General features: G+C 36.6%; 14 protein-coding genes. 5 read left to right on the top strand and 9 right to left on the bottom strand.

The window, feature by feature from the left end; all coding sequences use genetic code 11:
• Window positions 1–48: 48 nt before the first annotated feature.
• From ACN1CN_RS02885 to corA, 7 genes are all read right to left on the bottom strand, one after another.
• Complete coding sequence (locus tag ACN1CN_RS02885; RefSeq protein ID WP_419134595.1) at window positions 49–1,416, bottom strand: glucoamylase family protein; 1,368 nt, start codon at window positions 1,414–1,416, stop codon at window positions 49–51.
• Window positions 1,417–1,489: 73 nt separating this feature from the next.
• Window positions 1,490–2,953: a RagB/SusD family nutrient uptake outer membrane protein gene (locus tag ACN1CN_RS02890; RefSeq protein ID WP_264523596.1), complete on the bottom strand. Its 1,464-nt coding sequence runs from the start codon at window positions 2,951–2,953 to the stop codon at window positions 1,490–1,492.
• Window positions 2,954–2,957: 4 nt separating this feature from the next.
• Window positions 2,958–5,960 carry a SusC/RagA family TonB-linked outer membrane protein gene (locus ACN1CN_RS02895; protein WP_419134596.1) on the bottom strand — a complete coding sequence of 1,001 codons (3,003 nt, stop codon included), beginning with the start codon at window positions 5,958–5,960 and terminating at the stop codon, window positions 2,958–2,960.
• Window positions 5,961–6,204: 244 nt separating this feature from the next.
• Complete coding sequence (locus tag ACN1CN_RS02900; RefSeq protein ID WP_419134597.1) at window positions 6,205–8,949, bottom strand: LuxR C-terminal-related transcriptional regulator; 2,745 nt, start codon at window positions 8,947–8,949, stop codon at window positions 6,205–6,207.
• A gap of 101 nt (window positions 8,950–9,050) precedes the next feature.
• Window positions 9,051–10,235 (bottom strand): acetate/propionate family kinase, encoded by a 1,185-nt coding sequence (locus ACN1CN_RS02905; protein ID WP_419134598.1) that lies wholly within the window; start codon window positions 10,233–10,235, stop codon window positions 9,051–9,053.
• Window positions 10,236–10,451: 216 nt separating this feature from the next.
• Window positions 10,452–12,545 carry a phosphate acetyltransferase gene (gene pta, locus ACN1CN_RS02910; RefSeq protein WP_264523592.1) on the bottom strand — a complete coding sequence of 698 codons (2,094 nt, stop codon included), beginning with the start codon at window positions 12,543–12,545 and terminating at the stop codon, window positions 10,452–10,454.
• 62 nt (window positions 12,546–12,607) lie between these two features.
• Window positions 12,608–13,681: a magnesium/cobalt transporter CorA gene (gene corA, locus ACN1CN_RS02915; protein WP_419134599.1), complete on the bottom strand. Its 1,074-nt coding sequence runs from the start codon at window positions 13,679–13,681 to the stop codon at window positions 12,608–12,610.
• 185 nt (window positions 13,682–13,866) lie between these two features.
• Between corA and ACN1CN_RS02920 the strand changes: the two genes are divergently transcribed.
• Window positions 13,867–14,469, top strand: coding sequence for a transposase (locus ACN1CN_RS02920; RefSeq protein WP_419134600.1), 603 nt, complete (start codon window positions 13,867–13,869; stop codon window positions 14,467–14,469).
• 198 nt (window positions 14,470–14,667) lie between these two features.
• Here ACN1CN_RS02920 and ACN1CN_RS02925 read toward each other — a convergent pair whose 3' ends face one another.
• Both ACN1CN_RS02925 and dnaK read right to left on the bottom strand, forming a co-directional pair.
• Window positions 14,668–15,213 (bottom strand): hypothetical protein, encoded by a 546-nt coding sequence (locus ACN1CN_RS02925; protein ID WP_419134601.1) that lies wholly within the window; start codon window positions 15,211–15,213, stop codon window positions 14,668–14,670.
• A 188-nt stretch (window positions 15,214–15,401) separates the two neighbouring features.
• On the bottom strand, window positions 15,402–17,285 hold the full coding sequence (dnaK, locus tag ACN1CN_RS02930; RefSeq protein ID WP_173966835.1) for a molecular chaperone DnaK: 1,884 nt from the start codon (window positions 17,283–17,285) through the stop codon (window positions 15,402–15,404).
• 261 nt (window positions 17,286–17,546) lie between these two features.
• Between dnaK and ACN1CN_RS02935 the strand changes: the two genes are divergently transcribed.
• The 4 genes from ACN1CN_RS02935 (at window position 17,547) to ACN1CN_RS02950 (ending at window position 21,010) form a co-directional block, all read left to right on the top strand.
• Complete coding sequence (locus ACN1CN_RS02935; RefSeq protein ID WP_419134602.1) at window positions 17,547–18,026, top strand: YybH family protein; 480 nt, start codon at window positions 17,547–17,549, stop codon at window positions 18,024–18,026.
• A 30-nt stretch (window positions 18,027–18,056) separates the two neighbouring features.
• Window positions 18,057–19,319, top strand: a complete 1,263-nt coding sequence (locus tag ACN1CN_RS02940) for a Na+/H+ antiporter (protein ID WP_419134603.1) — start codon at window positions 18,057–18,059, stop codon at window positions 19,317–19,319.
• Window positions 19,320–19,397: 78 nt separating this feature from the next.
• On the top strand, window positions 19,398–20,423 hold the full coding sequence (locus tag ACN1CN_RS02945) for a saccharopine dehydrogenase family protein (RefSeq protein WP_419134604.1): 1,026 nt from the start codon (window positions 19,398–19,400) through the stop codon (window positions 20,421–20,423).
• A 149-nt stretch (window positions 20,424–20,572) separates the two neighbouring features.
• On the top strand, window positions 20,573–21,010 hold the full coding sequence (locus ACN1CN_RS02950; protein WP_291286505.1) for an acyl-CoA thioesterase: 438 nt from the start codon (window positions 20,573–20,575) through the stop codon (window positions 21,008–21,010).
• Window positions 21,011–21,042 lie beyond the last annotated feature (32 nt).

Genomic DNA, 21,042 nt, shown 5'->3' on the forward strand with positions numbered 1-21,042 from the left:
TGTTTAAACCTCCATCCCCAGATTGCAGGATGTCATGATCTAATGTTGTTAGAATCCATATTTTCCGGATTTAAAACCAAGCTTCGTTAAACCTTGTTTTACTTCGGGAGCATTCATGAATAATTTCCACAATAAACCGGTACGATAGTTTTCGATCATGACAACTTCAGGCCCCTGATCGATGGCTAAGTAACGTTTTGCCACCCATTTGTTCTGTAAGCTTACCGCATCATAAAACCCTGCATTTCCAAAGGTTTCTTTTTTATGATTCTCGTATAAATTTCTAATGACAGCTATTGCTTCTTTTGGCGTGTAGACGATCGAACTAATGGCAGCTGTTGGAGAAATTACTCCTTTATCATTACTTGGCATATGGGCATCGTAACCTATAGATCCGTCAGGATTTCTGGAATAAGATGCGGTTAACCCCCAATAATCTGGTCCGTAACCTTTAAACTTCCCCGGGTTTTCGATGCAATACTGGTAATCAATTTTTACCTGATTCACATTCAGATTCCAATAGTTTGCATATTTGTCTGTTAATTGGTTCGGATCAAGTCCTACATACGAATAATGTGCCCAAAACAATGGTCCGCCAAATTCCTCGGCCCCATTGTGTTTTAAAATTAAGGGCAGGTTGTATTTTGTTTTTGAAGAAACAATTCCGCCATTTCTCGCCCAGCCTTCGTGGTAGGCTTTTGCCTCTATCGCATGTGTGGGTGAAGAAGCTGCCATCACGTAGGTAATCAAACATTCGTTGTAGCCTTCAAGTGGAAAATTCATTTGCCAATCGTAGGTTGGCGACCAGTGCCAGTATAACACATTTTTATTGTTGGTGTACCATTGCCAGTCTACTCCTTTCCAAAGTGCGTCATATTTTTGAGCTACTGCTCGCTCTTTCTCAGAACCGTCTTTTAGATATTCGCGAACGGTAATCATTCCTGCAACCAAAAATGAGGTTTCGACCAAATCTCCACCATTATCCTTGGTTCCAAAAGGTTTTACTTTTCCTGTATTTCCGTCTATCCAGTGTGACCATGCTCCGTGAAAACGATCTGCTTTGCCTAAAAAATCAGCAATTTTGTTCAGTCTCTCAACACCTTTTTCTTTGGTTACATATCCTTGCGACATTCCGGATACTATGGCCATCAATCCAAAACCAGAACCACCTGTAGTTACAATATGTGCATCGTTCTCAGGGTAATTCCCATCCGGATGGTACCGTTCTCTGGCCAATCCTGAGTTGGGCTCAGCGTAATCCCAAAAATATTTAAAGGTCTCTTTTTGAACCGTAGCTAAAAGCTGCTCGTCTGTTAATTTTACTGTAGCTGACGATGCCTTTTCTTTGTCTTTTTTTTCTTGTGCATTACAGCCCAAAAAAGTAAAAGCTAATAGTAAAACTGAAATTTTAACCATTATAAAATTTTTAAAAACAATGAATAAAAACCACTTCCTTCAGAAAAGGAAGGAAGTGATTTTAAAAATTTATTTAGTAACCACCAGGGTTTTGTTGCGAAAGTGCACCTGCTTCTCTCAGGAATGAAGTTGGAATTGGAAATAATTCATGTTTTCCAACCACAAAAGTTTTTCCGTCAGCAGCCATAGCAGCCTCAGCTTGTCCTGTTCTAACTAGATCAAACCATCTGTCATGTTCGAAAGCCATTTCTAATCTTCTTTCTTTGTAGATTGCTTTTCTGATATCGGTCTGAGAAGTAAAAGGAGTGTCTCCTAAACCTGCTCTTTTACGAATCATGTTTACTAAAGGAATTGCTGCCGAAGTTTGCCCCAATTCATTCAATGCTTCTGCTTTCATTAACACTACTTCAGCATATCTTAAATATCTAAGATTGGTATCTGTAAATTCCTGATTGTAAAAAGCAGATGAGTATGCTTTGTAGTTGTATCTTGGATTTGCTACAGTAGCCGGTACCGGTGTTCCATCGTATAAAACGGAACCTCTGAAAATGATCGTTGCCGCTCTTCTTACATCGCCTGCTTCATAAGCATTTGCTAAGCCCTCAGTAGGTGTATTGAAACCCCAACCCCAACCTCCGGCACCACGTGGCGCCTGAGAAACGGTGTAATTACCAATTCCAAATCCAGGGCTTGAAGTTGAACCGATTCCATCAATCTCAAAAATAGATTCCGGACCAAATTCTCCTTCTTTTTTATATTGTAAAGCATAATCTGATACTAAAGAATATCCTGTTACTTTATCGCAGTTGTCAATTACTTCCTGCCACTTTTTTTGATATAAACTCACCTTTGCCAACAAGGCATAAGCTGAACCTTTAGAAACACGTTTTTTATCATTTCCTGCGTAGGCTGATTTCTCCGGTAAGTTTGCAATAGCATCTTTTAAGTCTTTTTCGATAAAAGCATACACTTCTGCTGCCGGCTTACGTGTTAACTGCATTTTTCTGTCTTCTTCCGAAATCGGAACCAACGCTAAGTGATCGACAATAGGAACTCCGCCATATCCTTTTACTAAAGTGAAATACATAAAAGCTCTCATAAATTTAGCTTCTCCTTCTAATCTTGTTTTCAAAGCAGGAGTTACTTTATCTAACTTAGGGAACATTTCCAATGCCTGATTACATCTGTTTATTCCTGCATAATTGGCATTCCACGTAGATTCAAATGATGGGGTTGATGCATTGTACGTTAAAGCGTCAACAATGTCTTTATCTCCACCGGCATCTCCGGGATCTGATCCCTTATCAGCGTCATCTGAAATGATACTTGAAACTGCATTCCATCCAAAAGAGGACATTTCCCAACCTAAAAACTGGTTGTAAATTGCAGTTACAAAACTTGAAGCTCCCTCATCACTGTTTACCAATGCAGGATCGGCCGGAATAGCCTCGCTTGGCTCTACATCTAAAAAATCATTTGAACAACCTGAAATGAACAATCCAGAGAGTACAAATATTGATATATATAATCTTTTCATAATATTAAAATTTTAAATTAGCACCTATAACAAATGATCTCAATGATGGATAAGCATCCAGCTCAACCCCCTGAGTACCTTCAACTAACTTACCATCTGACACTACATCAGGTGAAAATCCTGAGAATTTTTGTGTAATAAACGGGTTAATTGCATTTACATATATTCTACAGTAGCTAAGAAACTGATCGTCTTTTAAAGGAAGTTTATATCCTAAAGTGATGTTATTGATTCTGAAGAAATCTGCTGATTCTAAATAATAAGTGGACGCGAAAGGTGTCACATTAGAAGGTGCAGGATTAGAAGCTGTTGTATTTGTTGGTGTCCAGAAATCACGAGCCATAGAAGCTTCTATATTCTCACCTCCAAAACGCTGTGCTTTTTTACCATTGTAAACTTTTGCTCCTCCTGTTCCGTAACCGTCAACAGAAAAATCAATATTTTTATAGTTAACTCCTAAAGTAACTCCGTAAGTAGAAGTTGGTAAAAGTGAGCCTACGTATTTTTTATCGGTTCTCTCGTTTAAGGCAGTCTGAGCTACTTTGGCTCCGTTTGCGTTGTAATACAACATCTGACCGTTTGTTGGGTCAATTCCGGCATATTCGTACATATAGAAACTACCTAAAGGCTGTCCTACTGAAGTATTGTCTAATATTTTAGTATTTTGACCGTTTCCTAAACTTCCTCCAATAATTGGACTTAGCTGAACATTTTTAAGACTTGTTAGTTCATTTTTATTGTGAGAAAAATTTCCTCCAACCCAATAGCTCAAATTATCCGTTATTTTATCGTCCCAACGTAAAGAGATCTCATACCCTTTGTTAGATACTTCTCCAATGTGCGCTGGTGTTGCTAATGTAATTCCTGATGAAGAATAAGGCTTAACATTCAAAATAGTGTTGGTTGTTTTTTTATCGTACAGGTCAAAAGATCCTTTTAATCTGCTGTCTAACAATTCAAAATCAACACCTCCAGAAAGTTCTTCTACAATTTCCCATGATAAACTAGGATCGATTTGAGAGTTAACTGTTATCCCTGAACCAAAATTAGGATAATCTACTCCCGAAGTGATAATCTGTGTGTTCAATGGTACATTTTGATTTCCTAATCTACCCCAAGAACCTCTTAATTTTAATAAATTGATTTGCTCTACTTTGCTTAAAAAGCTTTCTCTAGATACAATCCATCCCAAACCTACAGATGGGAATGTTCCCCAACGTTTGTCTTCTGCAAATTGCGATGATCCGTCACGTCTTACTGTACCGGTAAGCAAATACTTGTCCATTAATTTGTATTGGAAACGGGCAAAATAAGAAGCCAATCTTCTTTGATTCAAAGCTTCGTCTTTGTAACCTGTTACTGAACTGGCAACGTTAACATCTTTTAAAGACCAGTAATTTGAATCTGGATTTACATTTTTTCTGTCAATCGTTAATTTCTCTCTGGTTCCCTGTACGTTAGCCTCGATACCAGCAGTAACTTCAACATCATGAATTTCTGCAAAAACTTTATTATAAGTCAGGTAGTTAGACAAGTTCCAGTTGAAATACTGATCTCTGCTTCTGGTCAAAGTGTTTTTATTCAAACTTCCAGGGTAACCTGCTACAACACGCGTTGGATCTGCTGATAACCAAAGCGCTGTATTGTCAACATAATTGTATTGTTTGTAGGTGTAAAATTCTCCATTAAACTGAGAAGTGAATTTTAATGATTTGATAATCTCATAGTCTAATTTCAAACCACCTTGTAAAATAACACTTTCCTGTTGCTCATTTGTATAATCCAATTGAGCCACTGGATTTCCAACATTGTTGAAAGATGCTCCCGTTTCAGCCACTACTCCATTCGAAACAAACGGCACACCGTATTTTCCATTAGGATAACGCACAGGAACTAATGGAGACTGTCTGTAAGCATTGGTAAATGCGCTTAAAGGCATTGGTCTGTTCTTGATGGTACTTACACTTAAATTCTGAGTCAGTTTAACTTTCTCTGAAAGTTTAAACTCATTATTGTTTCTAATCGTAGTACGTCCATAATCAGATCCGTTAAGAATTCCTTTTTCTTCGTAATTTCCAACACTAAAGAAGTATTTTACGTTTTCTGAAGATCCTGAGATTGCAATATTGTTCTGTGTATAGATTCCTGTTCTTGTAATTTCGTCAAGCCAATCGGTATTGTAAGGTTGGTTTGCTGAGAATCTTCCTTGTGGAAAATCTTTGCTGAAAGCAGCATTACTATAACGAACATATTCGTCGCTATTGGCCATTTTTACTTTTTTCAAAGGAGATCTGAAACCTGTAAAACTTTCAACATCTACAGAAAGTTTCCCTTTACCTGCCTTAGTGGTAATCATAATTACACCATTGGCACCTCTGGTTCCGTAAATTGCTAATGAAGAAGCATCTTTCAGGATCTCATAAGAGGTAATGTCATTACTATTAATGTTGTTGATATTTTCGGTTGGCATACCATCTACTACAAATAAAGGATTTCTTCCTCCTAATGCAGTACCGGCTCCCCTGATCACCACAGAAGGAGTACTTCCCGGTGCATCTGAAGTAGATACCTGAACCCCGGCTGCCTTACCTTGTATGGCCTGAGAGGCATTTAATACCTTCATTTTGGTAATTTCTTCCGATTTAATAGAACTTACTGCTGAAGTATTATCGATTTTTTTTCGGGTTCCGTATCCGATTACCACTACATCTTTCAGAACCGTATCGTCTGATTCTTTTAACGTAATCGTCATTGGTGCGGATGTCGCTGCTACAGAAACAGCTTCAAAACCCAACATTGAGATTTTTAATATCTCGCCCACTTTGGCATTTATGGTAAAATTTCCGTCGAAATCAGCATCAGTAGAAGCTTTAGTACTCGAAGCAGAAATAATTGCTCCGGGAACTCCCATTCCACTACTGTCTACTACTTTTCCTTTAATTGCTTGTCCAGACATATAAGCCGGCAATAGCAAAAGCGCTAAAAAGCTAAAAATAAAATTTTTCATACAGTTCGTAATCGTTTAAGTTAGTAGTGCCAAATTAAACAATTACAACGTTGTAGTACATCAAATACCACTACAACACAGCTACATCATTATGTTTAAAATCGGACACAAATTAATGGTTATCAACAAATTAAATATTAATTTTATTTTGTTAACATAACGTTATGATGTAGTAATGATGTATTAGAATTATACAATAAAAGAAATGGAAAAATATAAGATATTTAAAAAACTAATCCCAATCTTACAGACTTAATAAAAATTTTGAGAGGTTTTCATCCTGTGTGAGCCCCAACTTCTTTCTTAGACGATATCGGTGCAGTTCTACTCCTCTAAAAGAGATGTTCATCATAGGAGCAATTTCCTTTGATGAAAGATTCATTTTAAGGTAAATACACAGTTTTATATCTTTCGGCGTTAAACTTGGATATTTCTTAGAAAGATTAATGATAAACTCATTGTGAATCTGATTCAGATTGGTTTCAAAAATTTCCCACTCGTGTTTGTTTACTTCATTGATCTTAATTGCCTTTTTGATTTCACTTTTAAGCTTATTGAAGTCTTTTTCGGAGTTCAGAATGTTCTGAATATTATCGATCATTTCACTTTGCTTGGCAATTGACAATGATTTTCCGGCAACTTCAGAAGATTTGGTTTGCAGTTCCAATTCCAGAATGTGTTTTTCGTATTCCTGAAGATTCAGTTCGTTCTCTGCTTTTAATTCCATTTCCAGAATTTCACGCTGGTGTTTTAATTCTTCGGCCTGTAATTTCAATTTTTGCATGTAGCGCAGTTTGTTCCATTTGTAATAGATGAACAAAACAGCTCCTACGACCAACAGGTACAGCAAGATCATCCAAAATGAAAAATACCAGGGCTCTGCCACTTTGAAATCAAAACTGGTTACTTTTTCGTAGCTCGCTCCATCGTGTTTGTAAACCACAATAGCATGATTGCCGCTGCTTAAATTGTTCAATACCACCAGCCCGTCAGAAATTGGTAAAAAATCATTGCCCTTATTGATTTTGTAAAATAAATTAGGCTTGCTCGCACCGTAAATCCCTGAGATTACATTTATTTTTATCTCTGTATTGTATTTGATTTTAGAATCGTTTGGCACAAGATTTCCGTCATTAAAAGCTTCTATCTTAACATTCGAATTTTGCTTGTTTTCGTAAGTCAGCTGAAGCGAAATAAATCCGTCATCAAGGTTGAGTAAATAATGATTCTGTGTTTTAAATATCCTCAGATTATCATTGATCAGTGTGCCTTTGTAATATTTCTCCTGAATGATGTTCCAGATAAATTTATTTCCTTTGGCATAAATATGATACAAAATGCCATCCTGAAGCACAATAAAGTGGTCTTCGTCAATCGAAACGACATCGCTTATCTTTTTAAAATTAGAGTTGAACAGCTCGTTTTCTTCCAGACTCGCACTAATCGAGTTGTAGGTGTACCACACATTATTGATGAGAAAAAGAATCTCATTTCTAAACTCAAAAATCTTTACGCCAAAGTCATTTTTAATTTTACTCTGCTGGGTGATGTTCTCGACTTTTTTGGTCTTATAGTCATCATCATAAAGTACGCGATACAATCCGCGGTAATTGTCGGCAGCCCAGATTTCATTCTTTTGATTCTGCGCCACATATTTTATCGGTTTTGAAAGATCGTTAATAATCCTCCTCTGCGTAGGTTTTGAAATGTCATCATACACCACAACTCCGATGTAAGTAGATTGAAAATAAGTGGTATTGATGCTGCTTTTGGTTAAATTCCATCCACCGCTTATATTGTTGATTCGAACCAACGAACCATTTTCGTAACAAAAGGTTCCGTCATTATGACCAATGATATATTTTGTGCCGATTTTAGTAATATTCCAGGCTTGTCCCTGTGTATTGGGCAACATCTTAAATTTGCCTGATACAAATTCGAAAACCCCATGATTTGAAGCAATCAGATACCCTTTGTCGATAGCCGCAACGGAATAAACAGACCCCAGCAGACCCGAATTATCATAAAAGAAGGAAATTGGAGAATTGATCTCTACATGGGTAATACCATTGTCTAAACCTAGCCATAAATCGTTCTCTTTATCAAAACCAATGCTTAAGACCGAATTGTTCATTAAGACATTGTTCCTGTTGATGTTTTTATAGGTGTCGGTCAGAAAGTCATAAATAAATACGCCTCTGTTTCCGGTTCCTACTACCAGTTTATTTCCTTTAATGAACTTGGCCACATTGATTGTTGCCGATTTTAGGATTTCATTTAAAGGATTGTCCCAGGGTCTTAAACCTCCTTTTTCTACAATGAAAATCCCTTTTTTCTGCGTAAAAATAAACGTTTCGTTTTTGTATTTTTCGATGGCGTGAACTACTGTCTTTTTTAAAATGTTCCAACCTTTCGGATTGGCGATTCTCGAACCGTCCATGCGGAAAAGACCTTTTTCAACCGAGGCCACATACACATTATTATCAACTACAAAACAGTAGGATATCAAAAAAGGAAATTTGATTTTCTGAATGTGTTTTCCGTTATAAATAAAAACATCATTAAAAGACTGGAAGTAAACGGAACCGTTAAACTTAAAGATTTTCCAGATTTCTTCGTTGTCTTTTTCATCAAACAATCGCAGTTTTCTGGTGATCGATACATAGTGCATCTTTCCGTCTTTTCGGTACCAATACCCAAATTCTTTATAAGAACCTGAATAGATCTTATCTCCTTCGATCATGATCGAGCGGATGATTGTTTTATTGGGAAGGGTATACTTTTCCCAGATTACACCATCGTAACGCAATAAATAATGGTTATTGGCAAAATACATCGCATCATCATTTCCCTGAACAACATTCCAGATTTGATTGTCGCCCTGATAATCTGATTTGTTGTAATTTTCTACGAAAGGAAGTAATTCTTGTGCCTGGATTTGAAAAGCAATGAAAAAGAAAAATATAGCTTTAAGAAGTATCGATTTCAAAATAGTATGATTTATAGCCAAAGATACAGACAAATATTTAATCTGAAAGCATAAAAAAAGCTTCCCAAATGAGAAGCTTTCTTTTATAATATGGGCCAGTTTTAGCTTTGAAGCAGCTGGTAAACCTGATTGGCAATTTCATATTCCTCATCCGTTGGTACGACCAAAACTTTTGCTTTTGAATTTGGTGTGTTGATTTCTCTGATTTCTTTAGAACGAATCTGATTCTTTTCCTCATCCAGTTCAATTCCAAAATAATCCATATCGGTACAAACGAGTTTGCGCACATAAGAGGAGTTCTCCCCGATTCCGGCGGTAAAAATAATAGCGTCCAAACCGTTTAGAGCTGCCGTATACGAACCAATCGTTTTTCTGATTCGGTAGGCATTCATTTGCAATGCCAGTATACAGTCTTTGTTTCCTTTTTCAGCTTCTGCTTCAATGTCGCGCAAATCACTGTAGCCTGTAAGTCCAAGCATACCGCTTTGTTTCAGTAAAATCGAATTTACTTCATCGGCCGTATACCCAAGGTTTTTAACCATATAAAAAATAACGGACTGGTCAATATCTCCGGAACGTGTTCCCATTATAAGACCGTTTGAAGGCGAAAATCCCATGGTATGATCGATGCTCTTGCCATCTTTAATAGCAGTCATGCTACAGCCATTTCCGAGGTGAATGGTGATTATTTTAGCGTTTTTTTCTAAGTGAGCAATCGCTTTTTCAGATACGTACTTATGACTGGTTCCGTGAAAACCATAAACACGTACTTTATGTTCTGTTAAAAGGTAATTTGGAATGGCGTATTTATAAGCCAATTCGGGTATTGTTTGATGAAAAGCAGTATCAAAAACCGCAATCTGCTCTGCTGAACTAAAGATCTCTTCAGCCACATTAATTCCCTCTAAATTAGCAGGATTATGAAGCGGTGCCAGTTCAAAAAGTTCTTTGATTTTTAATTTCACCTTTTCGTCAATCTTTACCGTATCGCTAAAAGCGCTTCCTCCGTGTACCACACGATGACCCACTGCTGCAATTTCTGAAGTCGATTTAATGACTCCTTTGTCGGCATCTAAAAGCATATTGGCTACTTTTTGCAAACCTATTTTATGATTGGCAATCGGAAAGGTTTCTTCGATAGTGTTAGTTGCCGTTTTAAAGATCACATTTGAAGTTTCTAAACCAATTCTGTCGATCATACCGGTACAAATTACTTCGTTGGTAGGCATGACCATTAATTGATATTTGATTGACGAACTTCCTGAGTTTATTATTAGTATTTTCATTTTTATTTAAGTTGCTGAGAGACTAAGTCTCTAAGTTTTTTTGTTTCAAGTTTCAAGTTTCAAGTTTCAGGTTGTATGACCTAACGCTGAAATGATTATTTTTTACGCTGGTAAAACGGATTCGCTATCGCGAAGACACGGATAAAACGGTTTTTTTGAGTACCTCATACTTTAAAACACATAATTAATAATTAACAATTCATAATTAACAATTAATTAAAGTCCTTGTGCCTGAATGGCCGTAATTACAACGGTATTGATGATATCATCAACCGTACAACCACGGCTTAAATCGTTTACCGGTTTGTTCAATCCCTGTAACATCGGACCGATAGCCAAAGCTCCGGTTTCACGCTGTACTGCTTTATAGGTATTATTTCCTGTATTCAGATCCGGGAAAATAAGAACACTCGCCTGCCCTGCTACTTCAGAATCGGGCATTTTGCTTTTCCCAACAGCACGATCGACAGCGGCATCGTACTGAATTGGTCCTTCAATTTTTAAATCGGGACGTTTTTGTTTTACAATTTCGGTTGCGGCTCTTACTTTATCTACCTCATCCCCTTTTCCAGATGCTCCTGAAGAATAAGAAAGCATAGCAATTTTAGGTTCAATTCCGAAAGCTGAACTTGATTCTGCCGACGAAATGGCAATTTCTGCCAATTGTTCCGCCGTTGGATTTGGATTGATGGCACAGTCTCCAAAAACCGAAACTCTGTCTTCTAAACACATAAAAAACACGGACGAAACTACCGAGGAATTCGGTTTGGTTTTAATGAATTGCAAAGCAGGTAAAATGGTATGTTGTGTCGTATGTGCAGCACCCGAAACCATTCCGTCAGCGTGACCTTTGTATACCATCATGGTTCCAAAATACGAAACGTCTTCCATTAAATCCCTTGCCGTAGTAATGCTTATATTCTTGGCTTTTCGCAGTTCGTAATAGGTATTAGCATAATCCTCATAAAGTTCCGACTCTATTGGATTGATGACGGTAATTTTTGAAAAATCCAGTGTAATCCCGAGTTCATTAACTTTGCTTTCAATCTGTTTTTTATCGCCGATGATGGTAATGTCGACCACATCCATAGCGAGTAATCTTGAAGCTGCAATGATGATTCTCTCGTCATTTCCTTCTGGTAAAACGATATGTTTTCGGTGCTGTCTGGCTCTTTTTACCATGTTGTACTGAAACATTTTTGGTGTCATTCCTTCTGCTTGAAAGGTGATTAACCTTTCAGACAGCTCATCCATAGCAACATACTTTTCGAATGTGCTGATCGAAGTTTCTATTTTATGGGTATTATTGGCGTAAATCTCTGATCTGATCGATCCAATTCGGTTGGTGATCCCGTAAGTTCCACCATCCACTGCAATAATGGGTACGACAGCCGAAAGTCCTTCAATAAGTTTGAGAATGCTTTCTTCCGGAACGATATTTCCTGTTAGGATAATTCCCGATATTGTTGGATAATTGGCCGATTCATTGGCCTGTAAAGCCCCTAAAATAATATCTGAACGATCTCCTGGCGTGATCACCAGTGCATTATCATGCAGATGTACCAGATAGTTGTGCAATTGCATTGCTCCAACGCTAAAATGTCCAATTTCATTGTTTAAATAAGCGCCACCAAACAATACTTTGGCATCAAGCTGGTTGACAATTTCCTGCATTGTTGGATTGTTCAAACTTGAAATCAACGGGATGGTGTTGATGAGTACATTGGCCGGTAAACTTTTTTGCAATCCCTGTGTCACCAGTTCGATGTTTTCGGGCTGTACTTTATTGGCAATGACTGATAATACCTCAACTTCTTTTACTTTAAAGGAATCGTAAACCAAATACAGACTGTCTACTAGTTCTTCCAGCGTTTTACCTACTCCCGATCCGATAATGATGGTCGGAATCCCGAGGTTTTTAGCAATTAAAACATTCAAATCCAGTTCGATCGAAGTTCCCTCTCCGGTAAAGCTTGTTCCTTCTACCAGAACAAAATCAAAACGCTCTTCGAGTTTTTTATATTTTTCGATAATAAGGTCCAGAACCTCTCCTATTTTTCCTTTGTTTTTTTTCTTGATTAATTTGCTTTTGGTGATGGCAAAGGCGTCTTCAAATTTAATATCAAGATTAAAATGCGACAGCACGGTCTCGATGTGATTGTCTAGCTCTCCATCCACAAAATCCTCAACTATGGGCCTAAAATAACCCACTTTGGCCGTTTTACCAATCAAAATACTCATCAAACCAAGTGTTACAATTGATTTTCCGCTGTTCTGATCGCTTGTAGCTATATATATTGCTTTACTCATAATTTATGTTTTAAACTCAACAAATGTCGTATATAATCGTATTTTAAATAGAGAAATAAACGTTAAAACCAGCGTCTTTTTTTGAAATAAATGATCAGGCCTATTACCAAGACAAACATGCATCCCATTACAATAAAATAGCCATTTCTCTCTTTCAGTTCGGGCATATATTCAAAATTCATTCCATATACCCCAACAATAAAAGTAAGCGGGATAAATATGGCCGAAATAATAGTCAGGGTTTTCATAATCTCATTCATTTTTCGGCTTTGTTCCGAGAAATAGAAATTGGAAGCGCTTTCCAATGAACTCATATCAGATTCTATTTGCTCCAGAAGTTCTAAACTCTTTTGATGCAGTCTGATGAAAAAGTTAAAGGTCTCCTTCTGTATCAGACCATTATTTTCATCGTCGTCTTTAATGGTTTTTAAATAAAAAAGCGAGTCCCTAAGAGGGGTAATCGAACGTTTTAAAAAATTAAAGTTATCACGGTGATTTTCAATTTTTTCCAAAATAATTGGGTCTGCTCCTTTTTTGGTTAAATCGATAAGCTCTTCAATATTATCTTCTTCATCTTCGATCGTAATGTAAAAGTTTTCCATTACAGCATCGAGCAATAAATAAAGCAAATAATCCACCTTTTTAGATCTTACGATTCCGGCGTGGGTACGCAGACGTTCGCGTACGTGTGTAAAGAAGTCACTTCTTTTTTCCTGAAAAGAAATCAAAATGCCGTCTTTTAATATAAAACTGAGCTGTTCTACCTTAAGACCGTCTGAGTATTCTGAAGGCAGCAATGACTTTATGTTGAAAAACAAAACATCTTTTTGTTCCTCCAATTTGGTTCTTTTAGTCGTATTTAAAATATCGGCCAGTAAAAAATCATCTACTTTAAAATGATCTCCTATTGTTTTAATAAGACCGATGTCGTTTAATCCGTGAATATTCAACCAATTATTTTTAGTATAATCAAAACAGGAATTTAAGGCCAAAACCGTAAACTTCTCGTACTCGACAATATCAGTCTCATTATAAACAAAAAGCTGCATTTCTGTTTCATGATCTTTATGCGTGCCTGTGTACTCCAGACTTGTATGTTGCAACTTCCTACCTTTCTTGTATTTTATCTTTCTCATTCAAAAATGATTTACAAAGTAATATTACGAAAAAGAATCTGAATGGGAAATGACAAATGTCATTTTGAGGAGAATACCTGTACTTAATATGTAGTATTTTTATTACTTTTACTTTAATCAAACCCGACAGGTTTTAGAAACCTGTCGGGTTTAAAATATAAGATACTGATAAACAATCGATAAGTATGCAGCTTACAGAATCATTAGAATTTGGAAAATATTACCATATCTACAACCGGGGAATTAATAATGAAAATCTTTTTAAGGAAAACAGAAACCATTCTTACTTTCTGGCTCTTTACAACAAACATATTGATCCCATTGCCGAAACGTTTGCCTGGTGTTTACTCAAAAATCACTTTCATTTACTGGTCAGAATTAAAACTTTTGAAGAGATTCTCCATACCCATAAAGACTATGAAATTAAACGAATTATCGCTCCTCATCAATCTTTTGGAAATTTATTCAATGCCTATACAAAAGCAATTAATAAAGGGTACAACAGACACGGGGCATTGTTCGAAAGACCTTTTAAACGCAAACTAATTGATAATGAAACCTATTTGCAAACACTTATAAAATACATTCATTACAATCCTGTCAATCACGGTTTCTGTCAGCATCCAATTGAATATCCATGGAGTTCTTATCAAACCTGTATCTCCGAAAAACCAACAAAATTAAAACGTGAAAAGGTAATCTCATTATTTGAAAACATTGAAGGTCTAAAAAATTCTCATCAGCAAAAAGAAAATTTTACTTCACTGGAAGATTTTCTTAATTCATAATATTATAATACAAACAAACCCGACAGGTTTTTGAAACCTGTCGGGTTTAAATATCAAACTTAGAATAAAAAAGTCGAAACCTTAATTCCCTAAAGTACTCCACAAAACAAACCCGACAGGTTTTTAAAACCTGTCGGGTTTAAATAAAAAAAACCGAGTCATTTCTAACCCGGTTTCTTCCTTATAAATTACTTTTATTTATGGTTGTGTTACTACAGTATAGGATAAGTTTGTAAAAGTTCCATTTTTTACTTCAAAAACTTCAGGTGTTTTTACTTTAGTCTGTAGTGTACCCACTTTTTTAGAAGTAAAGCTAAAAGTTCCTGATACTGTTTTTTTGGCAGCATCCATAGAGGTTATCGTTAGTTTTCCGGTTTCAACAAAATGCTCTGTATACGTATTTCCATCAACTAAATAAGTATTAATAAATAGGGCGTCCATATCCTCTATATCTTCAATAAAGTTATAGGCTTTCAATGGCATTGCATCAGCAGTTGTAAGCTCGCTTACACAAGCTAAGGACAACATTTGGGCATTGTCTTGAATATTAATATCGAAACGTTGCTGGTTTTCGCTTTTTACCTTGATTAACGTTACGCTGTTAATTTTGGTTGCATTCCATTCCACACCATTAATAGTAGCCGATACAGCGTTATTATTATCATTTTTATCGTTTTCATCACTGCTGCAAGCGGTTAACAAAACAGATAACGACAATAGTCCAATGCCTAGAATTTTCTTCATGATTTTAAGGTTCATTTTTAATTATTTTTTTTCAAATTAAAGACTAAAAACCTTAATAAACTTACGTAAAACCACATTCGGCATAAATAATTCAACAAACCCGATAGGTTTCAAAAACTTGTCGGGTTTAAATAAAATAAAAAAACCGGATCATTTCTGATCCGGTTTCATTATGGTTTAAAGAAGAATTATTTTACTTCTTCGAATTCAACGTCTTCAACATTGTCTCCTTGCGATTGCTCTTGTTGTGGAGCTGCTTGTTGACCTTGTTCACCTTGAGCATACATAGCTTCTGTAGCTGTTTTCCAAGCTGCATTGATGTTGTCAAGAGCGGTTTGAATAGCTGGAATGTCTTGAGATTGGTGAGCCATTCTCAATTCAGTTAAAGCGTACTCTACAGCAACTTTGTGGTCGTCAGCTAATTTGCTTCCTAACTCTTTCAATTGACTTTCTGTTTGGAAAATCATGCTGTCAGCTTCGTTTAATTTCTCAGCTCTTTCTTTAGCTATTTTGTCAGCGTCAGCGTTAGCTTCAGCATCTTTTTTCATTTTTTCGATTTCTTCAGCTGTTAATCCAGAAGAAGCTTCGATACGGATATCGTGAGATTTTCCAGTTCCTTTATCAGTTGCAGAAACTTTGATGATACCATTTGCATCAATATCAAAAGTAACCTCGATTTGAGGAACTCCTCTTGGTGCTGGTGGAATACCATCTAAGTGGAAACGACCGATAGTTTTGTTATCAGCAGCCATAGCTCTTTCTCCTTGTAATACGTGGATTTCAACAGATGGTTGAGAATCAGCAGCAGTAGAGAATACTTGAGATTTTTTAGTTGGAATAGTTGTGTTAGACTCGATTAATTTAGTCAATACACCACCCATAGTTTCGATACCTAAAGATAAAGGTGTAACGTCAAGTAACAATACATCTTTTACATCTCCAGATAAAACTCCACCTTGAATAGCTGCTCCAATAGCAACAACCTCATCAGGATTAACTCCTTTAGATGCTTTTTTACCAAAGAATTTCTCTACTTCGTCAGCGATTCTTGGCATACGAGTAGAACCTCCAACAAGGATTACTTCGTCGATATCAGATGTAGATAAACCTGCATCTTTTAACGCTTTAGCAACTGGCTCCATAGAACGTTTAACTAATGAATCAGTTAATTGCTCAAATTTAGCTCTGGATAATTTTTTAACTAAGTGTTTTGGTCCTGAAGCCGTAGCTGTAACGTATGGCAAGTTGATTTCAGTTTCTGAAGAAGAAGACAATTCAATTTTTGCTTTCTCTGCAGCTTCTTTCAAACGTTGCAATGACATTGGGTCTAAACGTAAATCAATACCTTCTTCAGCTAAAAATTCATTAGCCAACCAGTCAATAATTTCGTGGTCAAAATCATCACCACCTAAGTGAGTATCACCATTTGTAGACAATACTTCAAATACACCGTCTCCTAATTCAAGAACAGAGATATCAAAAGTACCTCCACCTAAATCGTAAACAGCAATTTTTTGATCTGTTCCTTTTTTATCCAATCCGTAAGCAAGTGCCGCAGCAGTTGGCTCATTGATGATACGCATAACTTTAAGACCAGCAATTTCACCAGCTTCTTTAGTAGCCTGACGTTGAGCATCGTTAAAGTAAGCAGGAACAGTAATAACTGCTTCAGTTACTGTTTGACCTAAATAGTCTTCAGCAGTTTTTTTCATTTTTTGAAGAGTCATTGCTGACAATTCCTGAGCAGTATATAAACGACCATCAATATCCACACGTGGAGTATTGTTGTCACCTTTTACTACTTTGTAAGAAACTCTTTTTGCTTCGCTTGTAGTCTCAGCAAAAGTGTGTCCCATAAAACGTTTAATAGAAGCAATCGTTTTTGTAGGATTCGTTACTGCTTGTCTTTTTGCAGGATCACCTACTTTAATTTCTCCACCTTCAACAAAAGCGATAATAGAAGGAGTAGTTCTTTTTCCTTCTGCATTAGGGATAACAACTGCTTCGTTACCTTCCATTACAGAAACACAAGAGTTCGTCGTACCTAAGTCAATTCCGATTATTTTACCCATTTTTTATATATTTAATTTTTGATATACTAATTTAATAACTCAGGTGGCATAAGTCAATCTTTATGCCAATATAAAAAACCAAATAAAATTGTCAGTTTTACTGTCGACACATTTAAAACTATCTGACAACATGACATTTTTAAAACCTGACATACGTGGCATATCAGTGCTTTACATGTCATTATCAATATCAATTCGTCATAATATTTACTTCTTTACTTAAATTATAATATATTTGAAATACATTAATTCATTATGATTATGAAAACAATACTTCCATTTATCTGTTTTTTAATTACCGCCCCTTATCTGTTTTCACAAAATACAAACGATACAACTCAACTTAAAAAATCATTAGATAAGGCTACTTTAACAATACGAAATGCATTTGAAAAAGGAGATGCAGAACTGATTGTAAAATTACATAGTCCGAATATTGAAAAATATTTTGGCGGAAATAATGTTGTGATTGGAAGAGAAAACTTAAAAAAGGGATTACAGGACTGGTTTCAAAACTCGAAAGTAGAATTTATAGAAAATACTGTTGAAAGTACCATTTTTAATGGTGAAACTGCTATAGAAACTGTTGTTTTTGGCTTTAAAACAACTCCCAAAAACGGAGGAGCTTCAGTAATAAGCAGAGGCCGTTCAATGGTCGTTTATATCCAGGACAAAACCAGTCCTACAGGCTGGATTACCTTAAGAGAAATGGCACAAGAAGCGCCAACAAAAGAAAAATAAATTACAGTAGTCTTTTTCTAAATTATACGAATGGAAAACTATACCATCATCATTTTTATTCTTGCCATTGTCATAGGGCTTTCTGCATTTGCCGATAAAGCGAAACTCCCCTATCCCATATTGTTGGTTATTGTTGGAGTTGCTATTGGTTTCATTCCGTCAATGAGTGAAATCGAAATTAATCCTGAAATTATCTTTCTGATTTTTTTACCGCCTTTATTGTATGATGCTTCGTTTAACATCTCTCCAAAACATTTGAGAACAAATCTTAGCACCATAAGTACGCTGGCCATACCATTAGTTTTCCTCACTACCTTTTGGATCGCCGTAGTCTCACATTATATGATTCCCGGCATGACCTGGCCACTGTCTTTTGTACTGGGAGCAATACTTTCGGCTACCGATGCAGTTGCGGCAGTAAACATCACAAAAGGACTGGGAATACCCGAAAAAACAATCACCATACTCGAAGGAGAAAGCCTAATCAATGATGCCTCTGCACTGGTTGCTTATCGGTTTGCAGTGGCGACTGCCATGGGTTCTGCGTTTATCATCTGGAAAGCAACGCTTCAATTTGTACTCTTATTAGGAGGCGGTTTTCTAGTAGGTTTTATAATGGGTAAAATTTTAGCTTTCATTCTCACCAAAGTCCGTAAAAACACAAATGTCACCTTAAGTTTTATGCTTCTGATGCCCTTTTTTACTTATTTAGTGGCAGAACATTTGCATGTCTCGGGAGTAATTGCGGTCGTGTTTTTAGGTCTGGCTATCGCCCGTTTCAGCAAGAAAATATTTCCGGAAAGCCTCCGAAACAATTCGAAAAACTTGTGGGATGTCATTATTTTTATCTTAAACGGATTGATATTTATCCTGATCGGACTTAATTTCCGATACATCCTGAAAGATATCGACGACGACATGATTTTACCTTACATAGGTTATGCCGTTATCATTACTATTGTGGCCCTATTAACCCGAATGGTGAGGGTCTTTTTTCAAAAGATAAACCTGCAGAAAGCGTTTCAGAAAAATGACCGAAAAAGACGAAAAATCAGTGAACATTCCTTATTGGATTCCAAAAACAGTTTTATAATCAGCTGGTCCGGAATGCGCGGTATTGTTTCTCTGGCCATAGCCCTGGGATTACCTAAATTTCTGGAAGACGGCACTCCTTTTCCGCAGCGAAATGCCATAGTATTCATTTCTGTTGCTGTGGTACTTTTAACCATAGTCGGACAAGGACTTACACTTCCGTGGATTGTCAAAAAATTAGGCGTTCAGGAAGAAAAATAAGCTGCATCAGAAATTTTAATTATATTCGTTTAAACTAATTATCAACTCCTTAAACGAATATAATTAAAATTTTAACTTATGGAAAATACCATTGCCATCTATGGCGCTTACGGGCACACCGGGAAATTTATTGTAGCAGAACTTTACAAACAGGGCTACCCATTAATCCTTTCCGGAAGAGACCACGAAAAACTGACTCTTTTAAATCAGGACTACCCGAAAGCCATCCTAAAAGCGGCAGATATTCAGGATCCGGCATCCTTAGATGCGGCATTTTCCAAAGCAAAAATAGTCATCAACTGTGCTGGTCCGTTTTTAGACACTGCCGATCCCATCATTCAATCGGCTTTACGATTAGGTATTCACTATATTGACCTGACTGCCGAACAAAAATCGGTATTGGATATATTCGAGCAATTTTCTAACCCGGCAAAACTGTCCGAAATTCTGGTCATTCCTGCCGCTGCTTTTTATGGCGGATTAGGCGATTTATTAAGTACTGCAATCACTCAGGACTGGGATCAGATTGACGAAATAAACCTCTACATCGGCCTGGATTCCTGGCATCCTACAAAAGGAACAAGACTAACAGGAGACCGAAATCACTATACCCGACTAACCTTAAAAGACGGTCTTCTGCAAGACCTTCAACCCGGTGCATCTTTAGAATGGGACTTTAAGAATCCAATTGGAATTAAAGAAGTAGTTGCATTACCTCTATCAGAAATCATCACCATCTCCCGTCATTTAAAAGTCGGCAACATCAATACCTACCTCAGTCAAAATTCACTCGACGATCTTCGAAATGCTGCCACACCCGAACCCAAACCTACCGATCACAAGAACAGGTCGTCACAGCATTTTTGTCTGGAAGTTACCGCAACAAAAGAAAACATCAAAAGAACAATTATCGCTCAGGGTCAGGACATTTATGCCGTTACCGCGCCGCTTGTTGTAGAAACAGTGAACAGAATACTGTCTGGAAAAGCCAAAAAAACAGGAGTCACCACTATTGGAGAAGTATTTGATGCCACAGATTTTCTTAAATCTTTAAAAGAAGATGACATTACAATCTCTGCGATTGAAGAATCGAAATTAAATTAAAACAGTTCTGTTTTTAATAGCAATAGTTCTTCCTTACCACAAATCGTTTGATTTTTTATTCGTAATTTCGATTTTCTAAAAAAAGATTGATTTTCCAAAGAAAGTAACGTTCTGCTGTCAATCTCATTCAATTAAAATACAATTACAAAATGGCTTCATTTATTAAAGAAATCTCTTTTCGCTGGTCAGATCTTGACCCTAATTTTCACGTTCGTCACAGTGCTTATTACGATTTTGGCGCACAGCATCGTATTGAAATCCTTGAAGAGCTGGGTTTAACTTTAAGAGTAATGCAAACACAGGGTTTTGGACCTGTTTTGTTTAGAGAAGAGTGTATTTTCAGAAAAGAATTAAAACTTTCTGATAAGATCTTCATTCATACCAAAACCTCAAAAATGAAAGCTGATGCCTCACGCTGGTCGATCATTCATGAATTTAGAAGAGAAGACGATACACTTTGTGCCGTTATCACAGTGGATGGCGCGTGGATGGATACTAAACTTCGCAAATTAGCTTCTCCAACTCCCGAAATCGCTATTCAAGCCTTGAGCATCTTCCCAAAAAGTGATGATTTTGTTGGACTTTAAAACGAAATCCTATTGGTTATAAATTACAAAAA

Origin of the sequence: Flavobacterium sp. T12S277, assembly GCF_048514875.1 — a bacterium.
GTDB lineage: Bacteria > Bacteroidota > Bacteroidia > Flavobacteriales > Flavobacteriaceae > Flavobacterium.